Here is a 19,044-nt window from a genome sequence, read left to right as displayed (position 1 = left end):
AAGCTTAGACTACTTTATTCATTAAAACCAACAAGTTAAATTAACCGACCTTCTTAATCATCGTCACCGGGTTGTAACCTTTCTCACCTTTGCTGACTGGCTCACTTGGGTTGTAATGGCGAATAAGCACATTAAATTTGCCCGTATTATTGCCTTCCATAGTTGGGATATTGTTTGGCTGGCCGTCACACCCAAAACGGAGAGTATAAGTGCCATCGCTGTTCATCACAGGCTCCATTTCACTCGAAATGTTAGCCTTATCGTTAAACATACGCCCATCAGCATTGTAAACCGTCGCAGACCAGAATGCCCCTGCCTTCGGGTCTTTGAAAGTCGTCTCGTAACATGCATTTGCATCGAAGTACTGACTGGTTTGATAGATATTGTCTTCGACCATTGCGCCACCCCAGCCACCAGCCGCGTCAACATAATTCATGTAATCAGTTTGACCACTTTCTTTGTTACCAAATGCTTTTGATTGATCATAGCCGTCACTGAAATCGATGTTGCCAGCTCTATCAGTGGCCTTAAATGACGCCATATCCCACTCTTTTACAACAAACGGCTTATCGCTGCTGGTCTCAATCTTCAGGTTACGGCGCGCATCATCTTCAAGAGCCCGAACAATAACAAATGCGTGATCCGTTTTTGCGCTGATTTTATGGCGACCCGAACCGTAGATCATTGGCTGTGTTTCGTGGTTTTCATCGACGACTTGCAGGATACATATTGGTCGGTTTCTGGAACCGTCACATAGACATCATCGTTCGACATATCGATGACAGAAACAGAATAGAAAGTGTCTCGATTCATTCGTACAACGAACTGCTCTTCAAGAACACTGCTCGGTACTGGCATCTCAAAAAATGTGTTGATACCACCCGCTTTTTCTACCACAGCGCCGAGGCGCATATTCGTGTATGCCTGAGCAAAATTATCTTCCGTGACAATAGTTGGCGCTGCAATAACGCTGGTTGAGAATAAAGCGACAGCAGTAAGGGGAAATAGTGTTTTCATAGTAGCGACCTTTATATTTCAAAGTGAATGTCATTTGGAAGAGTATTGTTTGCTCCGCCGACAGTGATCACTCTATACTTCCAAAATGGAAAGCGAGGAAAATAGGACTTTCCAAGGTGGAAAGTGTAGATTAGAACTTACTGCGTACGTTTGTATTGCTGTGTCAGTCGAATAGCCTAAAAAGGGCTGGGATAAAGCTGGGGATCTCAGAGAGCGCTGTCAGCAAGCAAATGACCAAGCTAAGAGAGCAATTAGGACACCCACTTTTCGAACGTACCACGGAAGGGTTGAGGCCAACGCACTACAGCAAATCTATTTTGCCCAAGATTGAGCAAGCTCTGTCGCTCGTGCACTCCGCTACCTCACCAGTAACATTCGATCCTGCTACCTATGAAGGGCCAATCACCCTCGCTTTCTTCGCTTCCACACTCGAATTTTCAGGTCTAAGTTTATTTAGGGAGCTCTCGAAAACATTCCCCAAAGCACAAATAGAGCTGAAGACTTGGACATCAGATACAGAGCAAAAATTAGAAGAGGGTGATATCACCTTGGGCGTGCACTTTCTAAACGAAGACCGCAGTACCAATATCTTCCAGAAACGCATCATGGCCGACCAACTGGTGGTCGCCGTGTCAAAATCATTGGGGCCACTAACATGGGAAGAGGCGTTGCAATTGCCTTTTATCAAGATCCGCAGTCAAGGCTGGAATGAAGACCGCTATCGATATTTAGAGATGTTGAGAAGCAGTGGAATTAACCCCAACATCAGTATCACAGTGGACAATTTTTCAGTTGCGAGGCAAATTCTCGAGCAGGGAGAGCACGCCTGCGTGTTAAGCGACAGTTGGAAGGACGCTTCGCTTAATACGATACAGCCCCCCAAAGCGCTTAGAATTGATTTAAACCTTGTATCCTGCATGCGTCTTGTCGATCGTCAAAGCCCTCTAAATCTTGCAGTTCATGACGTGGTTAAAAGGGTTATGCTTCAGTCTGGGTAGTTAATTCCCTAACACGAGCGGGAAAGGCTCGTTATCACTTTTTACAAACAAAAATAGCCGCTGATTAGCGGCTATTTTTAATTGTCTAAACGAAGCTTCTATTACTTCTATCTTTCTACTTCTTTGTCTCTTCAACCACAGCTTTCATCAATACAGAGGTATCCATGCGGCCTTCACCTTGTGCAGACAGTGCCTTGTATGCGTTGTTGGTCTTTTCCGTCAATGGAAGTTGAATGCCTTGGCGCTCAGCTTCATCTAGGCAGAAACCTAAGTCTTTGATCATCCAGTCAATGGCGAAGCCAAAATCGAACTTGTCTTGTGCCATTGTGGTAGCACGGTTTTCCATCTGCCATGAGCCCGCAGCGCCGTTTTTCAGGCAATCAACCAGTGTTTGGATATCCAAGCCCGATTTCTCTGCAAGTACCAAGCCTTCAGATAGGCCATTCAATACGCCTGCGATACAGATCTGATTGACCATTTTTGCACGTTGGCCTTGGCCGACTTTACCCATCAGAACTGACGATTTTCCGTAAGCTTCGAACACAGGTTTAAGATCGTTAAATAGCTCTTTTTCGCCACCACACATGATGGTTAACACGCCGTTTTCTGCGCCCGCTTGACCACCAGACACGGGGGCATCCATAAAGCGAACACCCGCTTGCTTCGCGGCCACTTCAAGCTCTTCAGACAGCACTGCAGACGTTGTGGTGTGGTCGACAAGAATCGCGTTTGGCTTCATTGCGGCTAATGCACCTGTTTCGCTGGTTGTCATGCTGCGAACGTCGTCATCATTACCAACACAAACCAATACCACGTCAGCTTCTGCTACACATTCAGCCACAGATTCGGCCGCTTTACCTTGATGTTTATCAGCCCAGTCTAGCGCTTTGCTGTGAGTGCGGTTAAATACCGTCACTTCAAAACCGGCTTTGACTAGGTGGCCTGCCATTGGGAAACCCATAACGCCTAGCCCGATAAAACTTACTTTCATATTCTTTCTCCTTTTATTTGACCAAGTCATCGCTATGAAAAGATCGAACACTCTCAATCAATACACCAATAAGCAGGGTCAAAGCCTTTGGCTGATATTTTCTTTCTTTGTACACTAAATACGCTTGGCGATCATCTCCAATGATACTCAGGGAGCACTTGAATCAGATTCAACTCCGGGGAGACATGACAAAAGGCAATGAGGAAAATTTGTACAAATCAATCGCAGTAAATAACGGATCACCTCAGGTTTATAAATACTCGATAACCTCGTCGAGATGTTTGATAGTCGAATCACTGCTTATCAAAAAACTAGGCTTTGTTCTAAAGCCTTTTTTGCCGCTATTTCTGAACACTAACTTTGATAGGGTTAGACTAAAAAGTTAGAGGCTCATTATAAAGGACAACCATCCGAGGTTTCGTTTATTTAAGTAACAAATAGCTTGGGAAACTCTTCTTAGTCAGAACGATATAAACTCTAAAAATCACAATAAAGGCAATGCAGAAAGTCGTGTTAATATTGGTGTCCATACCTAAATGAGAGAGCCCTACAAACGCTGCGCACCCCATGATAACTGGTGTGGCATAGAATTCAGTGTTATTGAACATTGTGGGGCGATTAACAAGGACATCACGCACTACACCTCCAAATACGGCAGTGATTACCCCCATGGTAATAGCAACATAATCCGCATAATCGAGGTGGATCAATTTCTTAGTGACCAAAATAGAGAAAATTGAAATACCAATCGCATCCAAAATCAAAATAATTCGCTCCGCTTTAAGTTGTCTTAGTTTAGCCGCGCTAACAAAACCAACCAGTGAACTAATGATCGCTGCCCAAAAATATTCAGGATATTGAATCCAAAACACTTGCTCGGTGGATAGAATGACATCACGAACTGTACCGCCACCTAATGCCGTTGTTAAGCCAAGAACCAATACACTAATAATGTCTTCTCCTTTGTTGGCTTCACTTAATACTGCGCTGAGCGCAAAGGCACAAATACAAATAATTTCAGTTATGTGGACAAACATACAACTCTAGCTCGTGAATTTCATTGGCTTTAAAAGAATAAAGGCTAACTGAGATTACGATTAGCCTTTAATACATGTATTGCTTCACCTAATATCGAATTATCGATAATTTAGTTTAATGACCACTGTGATCAAATGAACTTGAATCTTTCGCACTGCAATTAGTGGAACCATTTTTCTCCAAAAATTCAATTGATCTTTTGAAATCTGCAATCAATAAGTTCGCTAAGTCAATGGTCAAACCTTGTTTTGCCAAAATACGCTGTATAACCATACTCTCAATATGAGCAGGCAAGCTGTACGCAGGCACTAACCAACCGCGCGTGCGCAGACGATCAGCTAAGTCATAGAGAGTGTAATCTACCTTAACTCCCGGTTTTAAACGCCACGCGATAGCCGGAATGCCTTTTTCACGGTTACCATCGAATAAAAATTCAAACAAGTCGAACTTATTGAGCTCCTCTACTAAATAGTCACACACATCGTAGCTCGCAGAATGGATACGTCGATAACCCTCATAACCTAAACGAAGGAAGTTATAATACTGCGCGATGATTTGACCGGCAGGACGAGAGAAGTTCAACGCGAAGGTCGGCATATCACCACCTAAATAATTAACATGGAACACCAAACCTTCCGGTAAATCTTCACTAGTGCGCCATATGACCCAACCTACGCCCAAAGGTGATAGACCAAATTTATGACCAGAGGTACTGATTGATTTCACACGATCTAAGCGAAAATCCCACGCATCAATTTCTGTCGCACAGAAAGGCGCTAACATTGCACCACTGGCACCATCAACATGAATATCAATCGAAACACCACTTTCACGCTCATAAGTATCTAAAGCATCTGATAAGGGTTTTACCGTTTCGTAAAGACCTGTAAATGTTTGCCCAAAGGTAGAAACTACCATGATTGTGTTTTCATCAACCATATTTAACATGTCTTCTGGCTGCATGAAGTAATGGTTTTCCTCCATATCCATCTGACGAATTTCTATATCCCAATAGCGAGCAAATTTTTCCCAACAAACTTGCACAGGTCCACAAACCATATTGGGCTTTTCGATTGATAAACCTTGTTCACGACGTCTATCACGCCAACGCCATAATGCTGCCAAACCTCCCAACATACAGGCTTCACTTGACCCCGTAGTAGAAGTTCCAACCGTAGTACTGGCATCTGGCGCATTCCATAAATCAGCCAGCATGTGTACACAACGACCTTCGATTTCTGCCGATTGAGGATATTCATCTTTATCAATCATATTTTTGTCGATAGAGAGGTCCATTAACTTGTGAACTTCATCTTCTTGCCATGTTTGGCAAAAAGTCGCTAAATTTTGTCGAGCATTACCGTCTAGGTAAAGCTCATCACGGATCATCTGGTAGATCACGGTTGGTGATTGTTCTTGCTGTGGCAGCTTTTGGGCAGCCGCAACACGATGGATATTTTCTGAGCCAAAAATGGGATCATTGTTTTGTTTTACATGATGAAGTGCCATATTTTTTTCCTACTTTAACGTTGCTGACTACTAAACAAATTCCAACCCATAGTTTGAGCAATTTGTTTGATCATTTGTTGACCACGTACACTGTTTCCATATTGATCTAAGCGTGGTGAAAATGCCGCTAATGCGCCTACATTAGGAATCACGACAACCAAACCACCACCTACACCACTTTTCCCCGGAAGACCAACGTCATACGCCCAATCACCGGACGTATCGTACAACCCTTCCATCGTCATTTCAGCCAAGATATGAGGGATGTTTTCTGGCGAGATAATGACATGTTTTGAGCGTGGATTTTTACCACCATTTGCCAAGGTGGCACCAACGGTTGCTAGCTCAACTGTATTAAATAAGGTTGAACATTGGCGAGTGTAAACATCACACGCTTGCATCGAATCAGAGTAAATACAGTCAGACGACTCAAGTAATAATGCAATAGCGCGGTTATGTACATTGGTGGTTTGCTCAGATTGGTTCACTTCTTCAGAAAGCACTATATCGCTATTGGCTAAGGCAGATTGAAACGCCAAGATTTTCTGCCAACGATCTTGTGCGTCATTAGCTTTTACCATGCTCACCGTTGCAATCGCACCCGCGTTAACTAATGGCGTAAGTGGCTTACCTTGATGTAGCTCCAGAGCCAAAACAGAGTTAAAAGGCATACCTGTTGGTTCTGCACCAATTTTACGATGCAGTTCATCGGCACCGGACTGTTCCAGGACTAGGCCCAATGTCATAATTTTGGAGATAGATTCAATCGCAAATGGGTACTCCGCATCTTGCAACTGAATGACATCACCAGTGACAGAGACAAAAGCCAAGCCCGTCAATTGCGGAGGTACTAAGGCCAAACATGGGATGTAATCGGCATTTTGACCCTCATCGTTATTAATATTACTTTCCAACGCTTTCTGCATAGCTGCAGCTAGCTCGTTGCTACATATAGAGGTATCACCTTTTGACATTAGAAATCCTACCCTATGAGTTCAATGTATGCGTAACTTTGTCAGATGTATTGATCACCCCAGGGTGGATATCTTCAATCTCCCATGTAAACGGAGCGAAATCTGTCACTGCGGGATCACGCCAATGTGGTTTGCGCACTTTGTAAATAACAAATGGCACGGTAACGAACATCCCCGTTAACACAACAAGGATACCGATATACGCTTCAGGGCTACCCACTGAAATTTGACTTGGCGGAATGAATGAGAAGACAAATGCAATCAATGATCCGATAAAACCGAGACCAGCGATGAGCCACATCCCAACATTGCCACCCGGAATTTTATAAGGGCGTGGACGATTAGGCTGGGTGTAACGTAGATGGATTGCCGCTGCGAACATCAACAGATACATGATGAGGTAAAGAACTACCGTTAACTGGCTTAAGATCTGATATGCCGCCTGTACTGACGGTAATACCACAAAGACGGTTGAAATCATTGTTACCAACAATGCTTGTGCCATCATGATATGTGTCGCCATACCATGCTGGTTGGTTTGTTGCCAAAAACGTGGGAGATACCCCCCTTTAGCAACAACAAGTAAACCTGAAGACGGGCCTGCGACCCAACCAACAACCATTGCTAATACGCCCAGAGCCAAACAAGCAGCCATAATAGGTGATGCCCAACTGATACCTGCCCACGCAAACATTTTGTTGTAAGCGACAAGTAAGCTTTGCGTTAAGCTGATGTCTTGTTGCGGGATCACAAAAGCAATGGCTAGAGTGCCTAGAACGAAAACACTAACGGTACCAATGGCTGCAATCATTATGGCTAAGGGATAATTGCGTGCAGCGTTGTCCACTTCTTTTACGTGTAATGCGTTCATTTCCATACCGGCATAAAACAGGAAGATACTTGCTGCAAGAACCACATTATTGAAGTTGGAGAAATCAGGGATCACCTGGCTCCACGACAATTCCACTTGAGGTGTTTGGCCTGAGAATAATAAATACGAAAAACCCAAAACAATCAACACAAGCCCAGGAATCACCGTACCAATTAGACCGCCCCATTTCGCGACTTTGGAGAATGCCTCCGTACCACGTAAAGCGATATAGGTTGCAACCCAATAAATGGCCAACACAATACCGAGAACAAAAAATTTGTTTTGTGCCAATGCTTGATCCCATGTTTGGTCGGGGCCAACAAAAGCAAGTGAAACGGAACCAAATGTTAATGCTGTGGGAAACCAAACCGTTACTTCAATCCACAGCATAAACATGGCCACGAGAGCAAAACGAGGGCCAAATGCTTCGCCTACCCAACGGAAAATACCGCCTTTTTCTGACCACCCCGTGGCGAGCTCAGCCGCAACAAGAGAGACAGGAATGAGAAAAACGATTGCTGCAAAAATATAGTAGAAAATGGAACTGAGACCATACTCAGCTTCGGCAGGAAGCCCCCTTAAACTGACCACCGCAACGATGTTCAGCATTGCGAGGGCAAATATTCCAATACCCTCTTTTTTCGTATTATGCAAATTTGCCATGTTTACCAACCTTATATTTATCATGTTTAAATTGAACAGGTCGGGTGCTGCGAGTAGGCATATAACCTTACTTAATAGTGACAGGTTTTATGGAGACAGGAGGAACCCAATGGCCGAAAAATACCACCAAGAGAATAAACTGAACATTTCATAAAAAACAATTTCATATTTCACATATAGAAATTGCTAAGTAGCTTGTAATATGATAACCAAAGGTAGTAATGATCTTCCTAATCTTATAATAATACCCATGCTATGAATATTTTTATTCTAAGTACTATAAAACGAAGTTTTTTATGATAAAAATATTAATAAACAAGCTATTAAATAAATCTGATATCACAATTTCCTAGTTATTAGGACTGGATAATTCGGATAAATAGATGGAACTAAAATAATTTAGATTATTTTATTTATTAATCTACAAAAAGATGGTGTTCAATCCCAATATAGGTAAAAAAACATCCAAATTAAAAGGTTCATCGCGGCTTTCCAGGGAAAGCCGCTTTTATCTTCAAGAAGAAATAGTCTGTATCTCGATACCCATACCCCATTCGCTTGATTAGCTTTATCTTGTTGTTTATCCCTTCCAATGTGCAGGGGTTGAGCGGATAACTTGCCGATGCGATAATGCCGTGAAGATAAGGACTCAGTTTTCGTGCGAACTCTTGCAATGGCTTAATTCCACTCTCTTGTACTTGTGCCCACCACGCCTCCCAGAGCCCTTTAGCATGTGCTTCTGATTCACAATACCAAAGCTCTTTGAGTTGGGCTCCGAGTATATAAGTGGTCATTAACTCCTTATTAATATTCAATATTTCTGTAAGATAGCTGTCTTGCCGTGTATTTAAGTTGCCTCTATTTTTCAACAACACCCAGCGTGAACGCTTGACCCATTGCCTCGCTTTTTATCTTGCTTGAGTTTGTTGGCTTGGTCGACTCTGACTCTATCCATCACCTCACGACCGAACTTAGCAACAACATGGAACAAGTCGTAAACGATTTTTGCGTTCGGGCAGTGCGCTTGAACTTCAAGGTCAAAAGCCGTATTCATGTCCATCGCGACGGCTTCGATATTTATCCCATGCTCACCTAGCTGCTCGAAGAACGGTCGTATGTCCTTACGGCTACGGCCTAACCCTATCCAAATGACTTGGTGAGTCTTAGCGTCAGCGATGACAGTAGCATACCGATGCCCCTTAAAGATGGCGAACTCGTCCATGACGAGCTGCCTTAGCTCTTCCCATTTCACTGRCGGTACTACTTGTTGAAGTCGGCGCTTATCTATCTCTTTAATRGTGTGCCAATGAACGCTCGTTAACTGGGAGATATGCTTRATRGGRAGAAGAGGYARTAGTTGTTCTATATAGCTTTTTAAGCGCTTCGTTATRCGAGCATAAGGCTCTAACCAAGATAGAGACTCTGTTTTTATGCCGCATTCATGACACTTAATYCTTCGTGTTTGAACMGAGAGYTCAACAGGAACACCGAGCAACATGGCCTCTTTTACATGACGCCATTGATACTCATGGATAGCCTCGGCCTCAAGACCACAAGGGCATTTCGCCTCAGAGTTAGGTTTAAGAGTCAGGGTAATAAGTGATGCTGTCTGGTGAGACTTTACTATTTTAAAGCCTTCCCAGAATGAAGATAGGAAAGTATGATTCGGCATGGAAACGGTAGTTTGTGTATGATTTTTGTTTGGCGACTAAACCMTATCACTTACTACCGTTTTTTTTTNTGGATAGCCTCGGCCTCAAGACCACAAGGGCATTTCGCCTCAGAGTTAGGTTTAAGAGTCAGGGTAATAAGTGATGCTGTCTGGTGAGACTTTACTATTTTAAAGCCTTCCCAGAATGAAGATAGGAAAGTATGATTCGGCATGGAAACGGTAGTTTGTGTATGATTTTTGTTTGGCGACTAAACCATATCACTTACTACCGTTTTTTTTTGTTTTTAGTTCCCGCTAATCCGCGATGAACCATAAAAAAGGGCATTCAATGCCCTCTTTTACTATCACACAATCGAAAAATAATTAAAGCTCAGCGTTGTGGTAAACCTGCTGAACGTCATCACAGTCATCAAGAAGGTCTAGGAACTTCTGGAACTTCTCAGAATCTTCTTCCGCTACTGGCGTCATAGTTTGAGGAACGAAAGTGATTTCCTCAACATCTAGAACTAGCTCAGGGAACGCGTTAGTTAGTGCAGTCTTCGTTTTGAAGAACTCAGTTGTTGGAGCGAATACAGTGATTACACCATCTTCTAGCTCTACATCTGTTACGTCTACGTCGTCCATCATTAGTGTTTCTAGGATGATCTCGTCATCTTCACCTTTGAACTGGAATACAGCTTGGTGAGCGAACATGTGAGAAACAGAACCTTCAACACCGATTTTCGCGCCAGTTTTAACGAAACATTGGCGAACGTCTTGGAAAGTACGGTTGCCGTTGTCAGTTAGACAGTCAACGATTACGCTTGTGCCGCCTGGGCCAAAGCCTTCGTAACGAGCTGGAGCGTAGTCTTCACCACCGCCGCCGTTTGCTTTGTCAATCGCTTTGTCGATAACGTGTGCAGGAACTTGGTCTTTCTTCGCTTTAGCAATAAGGTGCTTAAGCGACAGGTTCATGTCTGGATCTGAACCACCATTCTTCGCACACATGTAAATTTCTTTACCGTATTTGGAATAAACTTTAATTTTTGCGCCAGCAGTTTTAGCCATTGAGGCTTTGCGCACTTCAAAACTTCTTCCCATCGGGATCTTCTCTCTGATTCAATTAACGGGGCAAATTCTAGCAAATTACTGTGTCATTTCAATTCTACAGCTTTGCTGAGCAAGGTTTGTCTGCGGTTATGCGACGCCCATTACTCGTTTGTATTTTTCTACAGACTGTTCAAACCACGCCTTTTCAACTGGGTCACCGAGCTTCATTGCTTCTTCAACAATGGCTTCTGGGCCACATTTAGCCTGCTTCAATTTCCATACTAGAAACGATGCCTGCTTATCCAGTTCGATTTTGTTTTTCTCGCTGGGTGGAAGGAGTGAAAGGTTGATAGACATTAGTCGCCTTCGTCTGTAATACACTTGGCCGAGAAATATATCATAGAGCAGCCTCATAAAACCAATACTATGAGTAGCAGAAAGGATTTATGAGACAAGAAACCAAGCAAGTACTGGTGCAGGTCAAGTTGGGTTAAGAGAAGTTAGCCCTTTTACAACGAGAGAATCAATGATTCGGCTCGCAACACGAACCGAATCAGTTAATCAAATTACAATGCTATTCACTCACCGCGAATACATCACAGCGTGAGGCGCAGATGAAGTCATTTTTGTGTAGGCCTTTGATTGAGTGACTCCACCAAGTGACGGTGACTTTGCCCCACTCCAATAAGATAGAAGGGTGATGGAACTCTTCTTCTGCCAACTCTGACACCTTATTGCTGAATGCCCATGCTTGCTTGTAGTTCTTAAACTTGTATACCTTTTCAAGCTGAGGGATGCCGTCTCTTTCGATGATTTGCCAATCAGACAACTCCAACAAAAGAGACTGTTGTTCATCTTTAGTCAGGGCAATCGCATCGATACTGCAGGCTTCGCATTTTAGTTCATTCAACATGTGTCGGTTCCTTGGGTTCAAAAAGTGGTGGTAGTAACCCCGCCTCAATCGCGAGATCAGCTTGCTGTAACAGGCTTTCTTGGCTAATTTGAAACAGTTCAGCCAAATCATTAATCACATAATATTTCGGTTGCATGATGTCGATGCGGTAAGGCGTTCTTAGCACCGTTTGTAAATCAAAACGCTCACGAACAGCCAAATCCCCTTCCAGCGCATAATTGGTTTCTGCTGGAGAAGAGAGAATGCCGCCGCCGTAGATTTTCAATCTATCGCCCTCTTTTACTAATCCGAACTCAACCGTAAACCAATACAAACGGGCAAGATAACCTCGCTGCTTAGAGGTAGCCGCTTGGCCCAGTTTTCCATAATGCTCAGTGAACGCAGCAAAATCGGGATTAGTGAGCATGGCACAGTGGCCAAAAATCTCATGGAAAAAGTCTGGTTCTTGTAGGTAATCAAACTCGTATCGCGTTCTCAGAAACGTCGCGACGGGAAACTTCTTATTCGCAAGCAGATCAAAAAAACGATCGAAGTCTATCAATGCAGGCACGGGTTGAACTTGCCAACCTGTTGTTTCCATTAGCACTTTATTTATCTCTGGAAGCTGGGGGACTCTGTCTAATGGTAGATCCAGCAGGGTCAAACCGTGCAAATAGGCATCACATGCGCGGTCATTAATGACGTCCAGTTGCCTTTTCACTAAGTCGTGCCAAATGGCGTCTTCTTCGAGGCTCCACTCAACCCATCCCTCTTGGCTCACGGGCTTAGAATGATATTGAGTCATTACACACCTCCTTTTGAATGTCTCACTTTAAGCCTATCTCCACTCCTTATATCCGCCAATTTGCACGATGTTTCGAAATAGGCGACTGTGTAACATTTTATTTACACAATTCCGGTAGCCCCTTATTTTGCTGATCTTTTGACTTTGTAAATCTTAAATACCAGACTGAAAAAGTTAACTTTTTGTTAAAGGTAAAGGAATGCACGAAAGCAATAAGTCAGTTTGGCAGCCTAGCGAGCAACGTATCGCTGATACCAACTTATCCCAATTTATCGACAACCTTAATCTGTCTGGACTAAACCGAGATACGGGCATACAAAGCTATGCCGAACTCCATCAATGGTCTGTGGATCAGCCGGAGTCGTTTTGGCAAAACGTGTGGCAGTTTTGTGGCATGGTTGGCTCGCAAGGTGGTATTGATAACGCACAAAGAGAGAGCATTAGAGCTCAAGGTGAGAGCCGCTGGCAGCAGCCTAAATCGAATCGTGATGCGGTGTGGTTTCCGAATGCGCAAGTAAACTACGCCGAGAGCTTGCTGCGTTTGGCGCACACCATGTCTGATGAGCTTGCGATTTGGTTTGAGAATGAGCGTGGCGAGCAGCAGAGTTATACATGGAAAACCCTGTGTGAAGAAGTCTCTAACGTTCAACAATGGCTCGTAAATTATGGCGTAAAACAAGGCGATGTAGTCGCCGCTTATACCCCTTATCTGCCGCAAACCGTGGTCGCGATGTTGGCAACCACCAGCTTGGGGGCGATTTGGACATCAACCTCGCCTGACTTTGGCGTCGAGAGTGTGATTGAGCGATTTGGCCAAGTGAAACCTAAGGTGCTGTTCACCTGCGATGGTTACACCTTCAATGGTAAAACATTCGATATGGCGGACAAGAACAGCGCCATCATTGAGCATCTCGGTGAGCTAAAACAGGTGTGTCAGATCGGCTATTTAAAAAAGAATGATTTCGAGCATGACCTGTCACTGCAAAGCTGGCACAGCATCATTCATCACTATCAGCCAAAACCTCTTCGATTTACTCGTGTCGGCTTCAATAAACCGTTGTTCGTGCTCTATTCCTCCGGTACCACCGGAAAGCCAAAGTGTATTGTACATTCTGTTGGCGGCACCACCATCAACCACCTAAAAGAGCATCAACTTCATTGCGATATTAAACCAAGAGATCGCGTGTTCTACTACACCACTTGTGGTTGGATGATGTGGAACTGGCACGTCTCTGCGCTCGCGAGCGGTGCTTGTTTGGTTATCTTTGATGGTAGCCCAGTTTACCCACAACCCAATGTACTCTGGGACTTGGCACAGCGCGCGAATGTGTCGCTGTTTGGTACCTCAGCCAAGTACCTAGAAGCGATTGAGAAAGCCGAACTCTCACCGATCGACAGCCACTCTCTGCCTCAATTAAGAACACTGTGCTCGACGGGTTCAGTGCTCTACCCAGAGCAGTTCGATTATGTCTACAAACACATCAAGCAAGACCTGCATTTAGCGTCCATTTCTGGCGGTACGGATATTTGTGGCTGCTTTGTATTGGGTAACCCTATCTCACCTGTTTATCGAGGTGAGTGCCAACAGGCAGGGCTCGGAGTCGACATCAAGGTGTTCAATTCGTCGGGTCATAAGGTAAATCACGAACGTGGCGAACTGGTGTGTGCAAATTCCCTCCCCAACTTCCCTGTTGGCTTCTGGAATGACAGCGGAGAGCGCTACCACAACACCTATTGGGACAGGTTCGATAATGTATGGCATCACGGTGACGAAATCGCCCAGAGCGTACATGGTGGCTATCTGTTCTACGGTCGAGGCGACACCACACTTAACCCCGGTGGCGTGCGAATTGGTACTGCAGAGATCTACCAGCAAGTGAACACCATAGAGGGCATCATCGATTCCATCGCAGTCGGTAAAGACATCGATCGTAATGAGCAGATATGGCTGTTTATTCAGTTACAACAAGGTGTGGATCTAGATGAAACGCTATTGACTGCCATCAAAAGCAAGCTCAAGTCATCTTGTTCACCAAGGCATGTGCCGAGCCAAATTTTTACTATCAGTGAGGTACCAAAAACACGCTCTGGCAAACTGGTGGAGCTGGCTGTGAAACAGGTAGTAAATGGCAAGGATGTAGAAAACCTCGGGGCGATTGCTAACGCCAAGATTTTGGACGAGATAAAGCGTGTCGTTTCAGTTTAATGCTCAAATACCATGAGGCGTTTTTATTGTCCACCTTGCAAGGGTTCACCGCCTAACTCGCTTTTGGTTCATTTCTACTGCGTGATAGGCTTTTCATATTGGCTAGCTATACATCAAAGCCTATGCCTTGTATAAATTTTCCACAAAGTGCTACAAAAGTCAGCTCAAAAGGTCATCAGATCCGAAAGTTGCATTAGGCTCGCTGGTATCTCGAATTACGGATAATTTTCAACTACCGAAACCTAAATTTTCAAGTTGAACGGGCATTGAGCTCATTCCACTTGACACTGATTTGATAAACAAAGCCAAGTTTAATTATTAATATTTCGTATTTCTATCTTAAGGTGTCGGCATTTTACAACTATGTTAATAAATTGTGATGTAATTTAACCAATTGTTGCTTGGTTGAGAATCACCGCTGGGGGAGACCTACTTGGACTTACTAAATTTCACCATAGATAACTTAGCGCTACTAGGTACGCTTACAATGGAACACATCTCTTTGGTCGCTCTCGCTGTTGGGCTTGCCATCTTAACTGGCGTACCTATCGGCATTCTTATCACACAAAATGAGCGTGTTGCGAAAGGGGTGCTTTACGTAGCGTCCATCATTATCACCATTCCTTCAATCGCACTGTTTGGTTTGATGATTCCTCTCTTATCGACCATTGGTCATGGGATTGGTTACGTGCCCGCCGTAATTACCGTGCTGCTTTATTCTCAGCTGCCTATTATTCGCAACACTTATACCGCCATTCATAACGTAGAACCGTCACTCAGAGAGGCTGCTCGCGGCATCGGGATGACGCCTTTTCAGCGTTTGAAAATGGTGGAAATTCCATTGGCGATTCCGGTGATTATGGCGGGGGTGAGAACGGCCGTAGTAATGAATATTGGCGTTATGGCGATCGCCGTATATATCGGAGCGGGAGGGCTAGGCGTGTTTATCAGCCGTGGCATCTCGCAAAGTGATCCTCGACAACTGATCGTGGGTGCCATCGCCGTCAGCCTTCTGGCTATTATCGCGGATTACGGATTGATTCGACTACAAAAAAGATTAACGCCACCGGGCCTGACCGCAGCTCGATAAAGGATAAATTATAGGGACATTCAAATGATCAAAATTGACAAGCTAACCAAAATTTTTGAAACGCCTAATGGCCCGGTGACTGCGGCAGATCACATTGAGATGAAAGTTCCCAGTGGTGAAATTTGTGTGTTACTTGGCCCATCCGGTTGTGGCAAAACCACCACGCTGAAAATGGTCAACCGAATTATTCCCGCGACATCGGGCAAGATCTATCTTGGTGGTGAAGATACCTCCGGGATGGATACGGTTACTCTGCGCCGTAACATCGGTTATGTTATTCAGCAAATTGGTTTATTTCCCAACATGACGATCGGCGAAAACATCGCGGTGGTTCCCAAGTTATTAGGATGGGATAAGGCAAGGTACATGACGCGTGCAAAAGAGCTATTGGAGATGGTGGCTCTTGATCCCAGTGTCTTCCTTAATCGTTATCCAAATGAGTTGTCTGGCGGACAGCAGCAACGAATTGGTGTTGCCCGAGCGCTAGCGGCGGATCCTCCCGTCATGCTGATGGATGAACCTTTTGGTGCGATTGACCCGATCAACCGTGAAGTAATCCAGGATGAGTTCCTTAAAATGCAGCAAGAGCTCAACAAGACCATCATGTTTGTCAGTCATGACATTGATGAAGCGGTCAAAATGGCCGATAGAATAGCGATTTTCCGTGATGGTCACCTAGTTCAGTACGATACGCCTGACGATTTGCTTGCGCACCCGAAAGATGATTTTGTGAAAAACTTTGTCGGAGATGATCGCGCGCTTAAACGTCTTCGTTTAGTTACAGCTGAGTCCGTCATGCAGACCACCTTTGCGTACGTTAAACCTAACGATACGCTTGCCGACGCTCTAACCAAAATTGACGCGTATGGATATCGCGATGCCGTGATATTAGTGAATGACAAACACCAACCTATCGGTTATGTGCCCAAAGCTACCACAATCAATACGAAGGGGTACTGCGGCGAACATTATGTCGGTCTGAAAACAATCGCCCGAACCACGGATGATCTGCGTAAAGTGGCGTCGAAGATGTTCACGCACGACATTGTTTGGATGCCGTGTGTTGACGAGAATGGCCGCTTAGTGGGTGAAGTCACACAGCGCGGCATTACCCATTATCTAGGCGCAACTTATCAGCGCGATACCTCTCCTAGTCAGCTGCAGTCATTGCATCAGGCTAAGGAGGCATCGTGACCAATCAGTTAAAACAAACCTACTATTTCGTTTTATTGGCGTGTGTCTTTGCGTTGGGTATTTATTTACAAGGCGTGGGTACGATCGATGATTTTCTTTACTACCAAGAAGACATTGTTTATTTGACGGTTCAGCACATTGAACTGGTGCTGCTGTCTGGTGGATTGGCGATCCTAATCGCGATTCCCGTCGGCGTATTGCTTAGCCGTCCTCGTTTTCAGAAAGTCGCAGAATCGGCGATGCAGGTTTTGAATGTGGGGACCACGATTCCTACTTTAGCCATTCTCGCGCTGGCAATGAGCTTTCTTGGCATTGGCACCGTGCCAGCGGTATTTGGGCTGACGATTGCCTCGTTATTGCCGATTGTCAGAAACACCTACATTGGACTGAAAGAAGTGCCCGCTCATTTAAAAGAAGCGGCATCAGGCATTGGTATGACCGAGTTACAAATGTTGTTTCAGGTTGAAATTCCTAATGCGCTGTTCGTCATTTTTGCCGGTATCCGCACGGCTTTAGCTGTCAACGTGGGAACCGTGCCACTGGCCTTCTTAATTGGTGGCGGTGGGTTAGGGGAGCTCATTTTTACCGGTATTGATCTGGATGAACCCATCATGATGCTAGCAGGCGCTATTCCTACAGCGATGTTGGCTATCGCTATCGACAGTGTGGTAGGAGCCGTTTCCTATGTCACTGTACCTAAAGGCTGTAACCCTATTAGAGCTAGACAATAACAATCCAAAAATTGAACACAGACAGGAGTCAAACATGTTGAAGCAAATTACTCGCCGCTTGCTGGCCGTTGGTGTACTGCTTTCAAGTTTTCACGCATCTGCGGAAATCGTCGTAGGTGGTAAGAACTTTACAGAACAACAACTTTTAACGGAGATTACGTCTCAATATTTAACCCAAAAAGGCTACGACGTTGATAAGCGTTCGGGAATGGGCAGTGCGGTTTTGCGTAAAGCGCAAGAAAACGGCCAGATCGATCTTTATTGGGAATACACGGGCACATCACTAATCATTTACAATAAAGTCAAAGACAAGCTCCCAGCAGAGCAAGTGTATCAACGCGTTAAGGAACTGGATGCAAAGAAAGGCCTAGTTTGGCTTAACCCTTCAAAAGCGAACAATACCTACGCGCTCGCTATGCGCAGTGACGATGCGAAACAACGTGGCATCTCAACCCTATCTGACTTTGCCGAGCAAATGCGCCAAGAGTCAGAGCCGCCAATGGCCATTGCTTTGAATGCGGAGTTTTATGCACGAAAAGATGGCTTCCGACCTTTACAGAAAGCCTACAAATTTAAAGCTTCACGAGAACAAGTGAAACGTATGGATACGGGGTTAACTTATGATGCGCTGAAAGGTAAAGAAGTCGATGCTGCGCTAGTATTTGCAACAGATGGTCGTATCAAAGCATTCGATTTTACCGTTTTAAAGGATGACAAACAATTCTTCCCTGATTACGCGATCACACCTGTGGTTCGCCAAGAAACGTTAGATGCGAACCCTGAGCTTGCCGAGCAAATGAACGCGCTTTCTGCGGCGATCGATGGCGATACGATGTCGATGTTGAATCAACAAGTTGATGTGGAGCGACGTTCGATTTCAGAAGTCGCTAGCCAGTTCCTATCTGAGCATAACTTGGGGTAATACCATGACTCCCCTAAAAGTCAGTGTGGTCTAAATCAACGCCCAGTTAGGCGATGTGAATGCCAGTCTGAATACTCACCAGGATTACGAAGATCCCCCCGGGCATGCCCGGGGTACTGCCATTCATCCACGGGTAAACCCGTAGTTTTCTGTATCCACAGAATAAAGCAAGCTGTGGCCTTAGGGATCACAGCTATTGCTGTTTCCTGAGCTATCCTTGACCGGATACCAGCTCAAATCCTCTGTGCGTGAAGGCACCATGAAGCGTGATGGTGATACGTGGCTTAAAGAGCTTGCACAACTTGCGCTGAAGATGTCCGTGGTTGTCGGCTTTATTGAACAGGTCACCTCGGAAGAGCACTGAAACACGATGGTTTGGTTTTAACTTGCGCTGATTTGTGGAATCCACCTTTGTTTCATTGCGCGCTACTCGATAAGCCTG

The 19,044-nt window shown here is 44.7% G+C and carries 18 protein-coding genes and 2 pseudogenes; 7 read left to right on the top strand and 13 right to left on the bottom strand.

The features are described from left to right. Positions 1–40 precede the first annotated feature (40 nt). The gene (locus L1D11_RS07460) at positions 41–685 is read right to left on the bottom strand and encodes a DUF1214 domain-containing protein (protein WP_239832806.1); all 645 of its coding nucleotides are present in this window, start codon (positions 683–685) and stop codon (positions 41–43) included. After that, on the bottom strand, positions 682–1,017 hold the full coding sequence (locus L1D11_RS07455; protein WP_239832805.1) for a DUF1254 domain-containing protein: 336 nt from the start codon (positions 1,015–1,017) through the stop codon (positions 682–684). The genes L1D11_RS07460 and L1D11_RS07455 overlap by 4 nt, the downstream gene beginning before the upstream one ends. Before the next feature lie 140 nt (positions 1,018–1,157). On the opposite strand from L1D11_RS07455, the gene L1D11_RS07450 reads away from it, so the two are divergent. Beyond that, positions 1,158–2,015 (top strand): LysR family transcriptional regulator, encoded by an 858-nt coding sequence (locus tag L1D11_RS07450; protein ID WP_275665918.1) that lies wholly within the window; start codon positions 1,158–1,160, stop codon positions 2,013–2,015. Positions 2,016–2,130: 115 nt separating this feature from the next. On the opposite strand, the gene L1D11_RS07445 is transcribed toward L1D11_RS07450, so the two are convergent. The 11 genes and pseudogenes from L1D11_RS07445 to phhA form a co-directional block, all read right to left on the bottom strand. Further along, the gene (locus L1D11_RS07445; protein WP_275665917.1) at positions 2,131–3,036 is read right to left on the bottom strand and encodes an NAD(P)-dependent oxidoreductase; all 906 of its coding nucleotides are present in this window, start codon (positions 3,034–3,036) and stop codon (positions 2,131–2,133) included. Then, positions 3,020–3,194, bottom strand: a pseudogene (locus L1D11_RS07440) (LysR family transcriptional regulator); the annotation flags it as partial. The pseudogene L1D11_RS07440 and the gene L1D11_RS07445, both read right to left, overlap by 17 nt. A gap of 234 nt (positions 3,195–3,428) precedes the next feature. Continuing rightward, positions 3,429–4,043 (bottom strand): trimeric intracellular cation channel family protein, encoded by a 615-nt coding sequence (locus L1D11_RS07435; protein ID WP_239832799.1) that lies wholly within the window; start codon positions 4,041–4,043, stop codon positions 3,429–3,431. A gap of 115 nt (positions 4,044–4,158) precedes the next feature. Beyond that, positions 4,159–5,553, bottom strand: a complete 1,395-nt coding sequence (locus L1D11_RS07430) for a glutamate decarboxylase (RefSeq protein ID WP_239832797.1) — start codon at positions 5,551–5,553, stop codon at positions 4,159–4,161. A 14-nt stretch (positions 5,554–5,567) separates the two neighbouring features. Next, a complete protein-coding gene (glsA, locus tag L1D11_RS07425) occupies positions 5,568–6,527 on the bottom strand; it encodes a glutaminase A (protein WP_122053296.1) in 960 nt (319 codons plus the stop codon). A 13-nt stretch (positions 6,528–6,540) separates the two neighbouring features. Next, positions 6,541–8,061, bottom strand: coding sequence for a putative glutamine/gamma-aminobutyrate antiporter GadC (gene gadC, locus L1D11_RS07420; RefSeq protein WP_275665916.1), 1,521 nt, complete (start codon positions 8,059–8,061; stop codon positions 6,541–6,543). A 479-nt stretch (positions 8,062–8,540) separates the two neighbouring features. Beyond that, positions 8,541–9,733: pseudogene (locus L1D11_RS07415) on the bottom strand (ISL3 family transposase). A 363-nt stretch (positions 9,734–10,096) separates the two neighbouring features. Further along, the gene (locus L1D11_RS07410) at positions 10,097–10,813 is read right to left on the bottom strand and encodes a YebC/PmpR family DNA-binding transcriptional regulator (RefSeq protein WP_004736950.1); all 717 of its coding nucleotides are present in this window, start codon (positions 10,811–10,813) and stop codon (positions 10,097–10,099) included. A gap of 96 nt (positions 10,814–10,909) precedes the next feature. Next, entirely contained in the window at positions 10,910–11,119 is a 210-nt protein-coding gene (locus L1D11_RS07405; protein ID WP_239832213.1) for a DUF3283 family protein, read from the bottom strand. Positions 11,120–11,336: 217 nt separating this feature from the next. Beyond that, a complete protein-coding gene (locus L1D11_RS07400; protein WP_239832212.1) occupies positions 11,337–11,675 on the bottom strand; it encodes a 4a-hydroxytetrahydrobiopterin dehydratase in 339 nt (112 codons plus the stop codon). Next, positions 11,665–12,459: a phenylalanine 4-monooxygenase gene (phhA, locus tag L1D11_RS07395; RefSeq protein ID WP_239832211.1), complete on the bottom strand. Its 795-nt coding sequence runs from the start codon at positions 12,457–12,459 to the stop codon at positions 11,665–11,667. Before phhA ends, L1D11_RS07400 begins: the two co-directional genes overlap by 11 nt. Positions 12,460–12,658: 199 nt before the next feature. On the opposite strand from phhA, the gene L1D11_RS07390 reads away from it, so the two are divergent. From L1D11_RS07390 to L1D11_RS07365, 6 genes are all read left to right on the top strand, one after another. After that, on the top strand, positions 12,659–14,665 hold the full coding sequence (locus tag L1D11_RS07390; RefSeq protein WP_239832210.1) for an acetoacetate--CoA ligase: 2,007 nt from the start codon (positions 12,659–12,661) through the stop codon (positions 14,663–14,665). A 433-nt stretch (positions 14,666–15,098) separates the two neighbouring features. Beyond that, entirely contained in the window at positions 15,099–15,755 is a 657-nt protein-coding gene (locus L1D11_RS07385) for an ABC transporter permease (protein WP_239832209.1), read from the top strand. A 24-nt stretch (positions 15,756–15,779) separates the two neighbouring features. Beyond that, positions 15,780–16,949 carry an ABC transporter ATP-binding protein gene (locus tag L1D11_RS07380; RefSeq protein ID WP_239862306.1) on the top strand — a complete coding sequence of 390 codons (1,170 nt, stop codon included), beginning with the start codon at positions 15,780–15,782 and terminating at the stop codon, positions 16,947–16,949. Then, positions 16,946–17,680 carry an ABC transporter permease gene (locus tag L1D11_RS07375; protein ID WP_239832207.1) on the top strand — a complete coding sequence of 245 codons (735 nt, stop codon included), beginning with the start codon at positions 16,946–16,948 and terminating at the stop codon, positions 17,678–17,680. The genes L1D11_RS07380 and L1D11_RS07375 overlap by 4 nt, the downstream gene beginning before the upstream one ends. A gap of 34 nt (positions 17,681–17,714) precedes the next feature. Continuing rightward, entirely contained in the window at positions 17,715–18,602 is an 888-nt protein-coding gene (locus L1D11_RS07370) for a glycine betaine ABC transporter substrate-binding protein (RefSeq protein WP_239832206.1), read from the top strand. A gap of 217 nt (positions 18,603–18,819) precedes the next feature. Beyond that, positions 18,820–18,966 carry a hypothetical protein gene (locus tag L1D11_RS07365; protein ID WP_239832205.1) on the top strand — a complete coding sequence of 49 codons (147 nt, stop codon included), beginning with the start codon at positions 18,820–18,822 and terminating at the stop codon, positions 18,964–18,966. Positions 18,967–19,044: the final 78 nt, after the last annotated feature.

The organism is Vibrio sp. Isolate32 (assembly GCF_022397955.1).
In the GTDB taxonomy this organism is placed as follows: Bacteria; Pseudomonadota; Gammaproteobacteria; order Enterobacterales; family Vibrionaceae; genus Vibrio.
The sequence above is the reverse complement of the archived record's forward strand: the minus strand, read 5'-3'. Positions and strand labels throughout refer to the sequence as shown.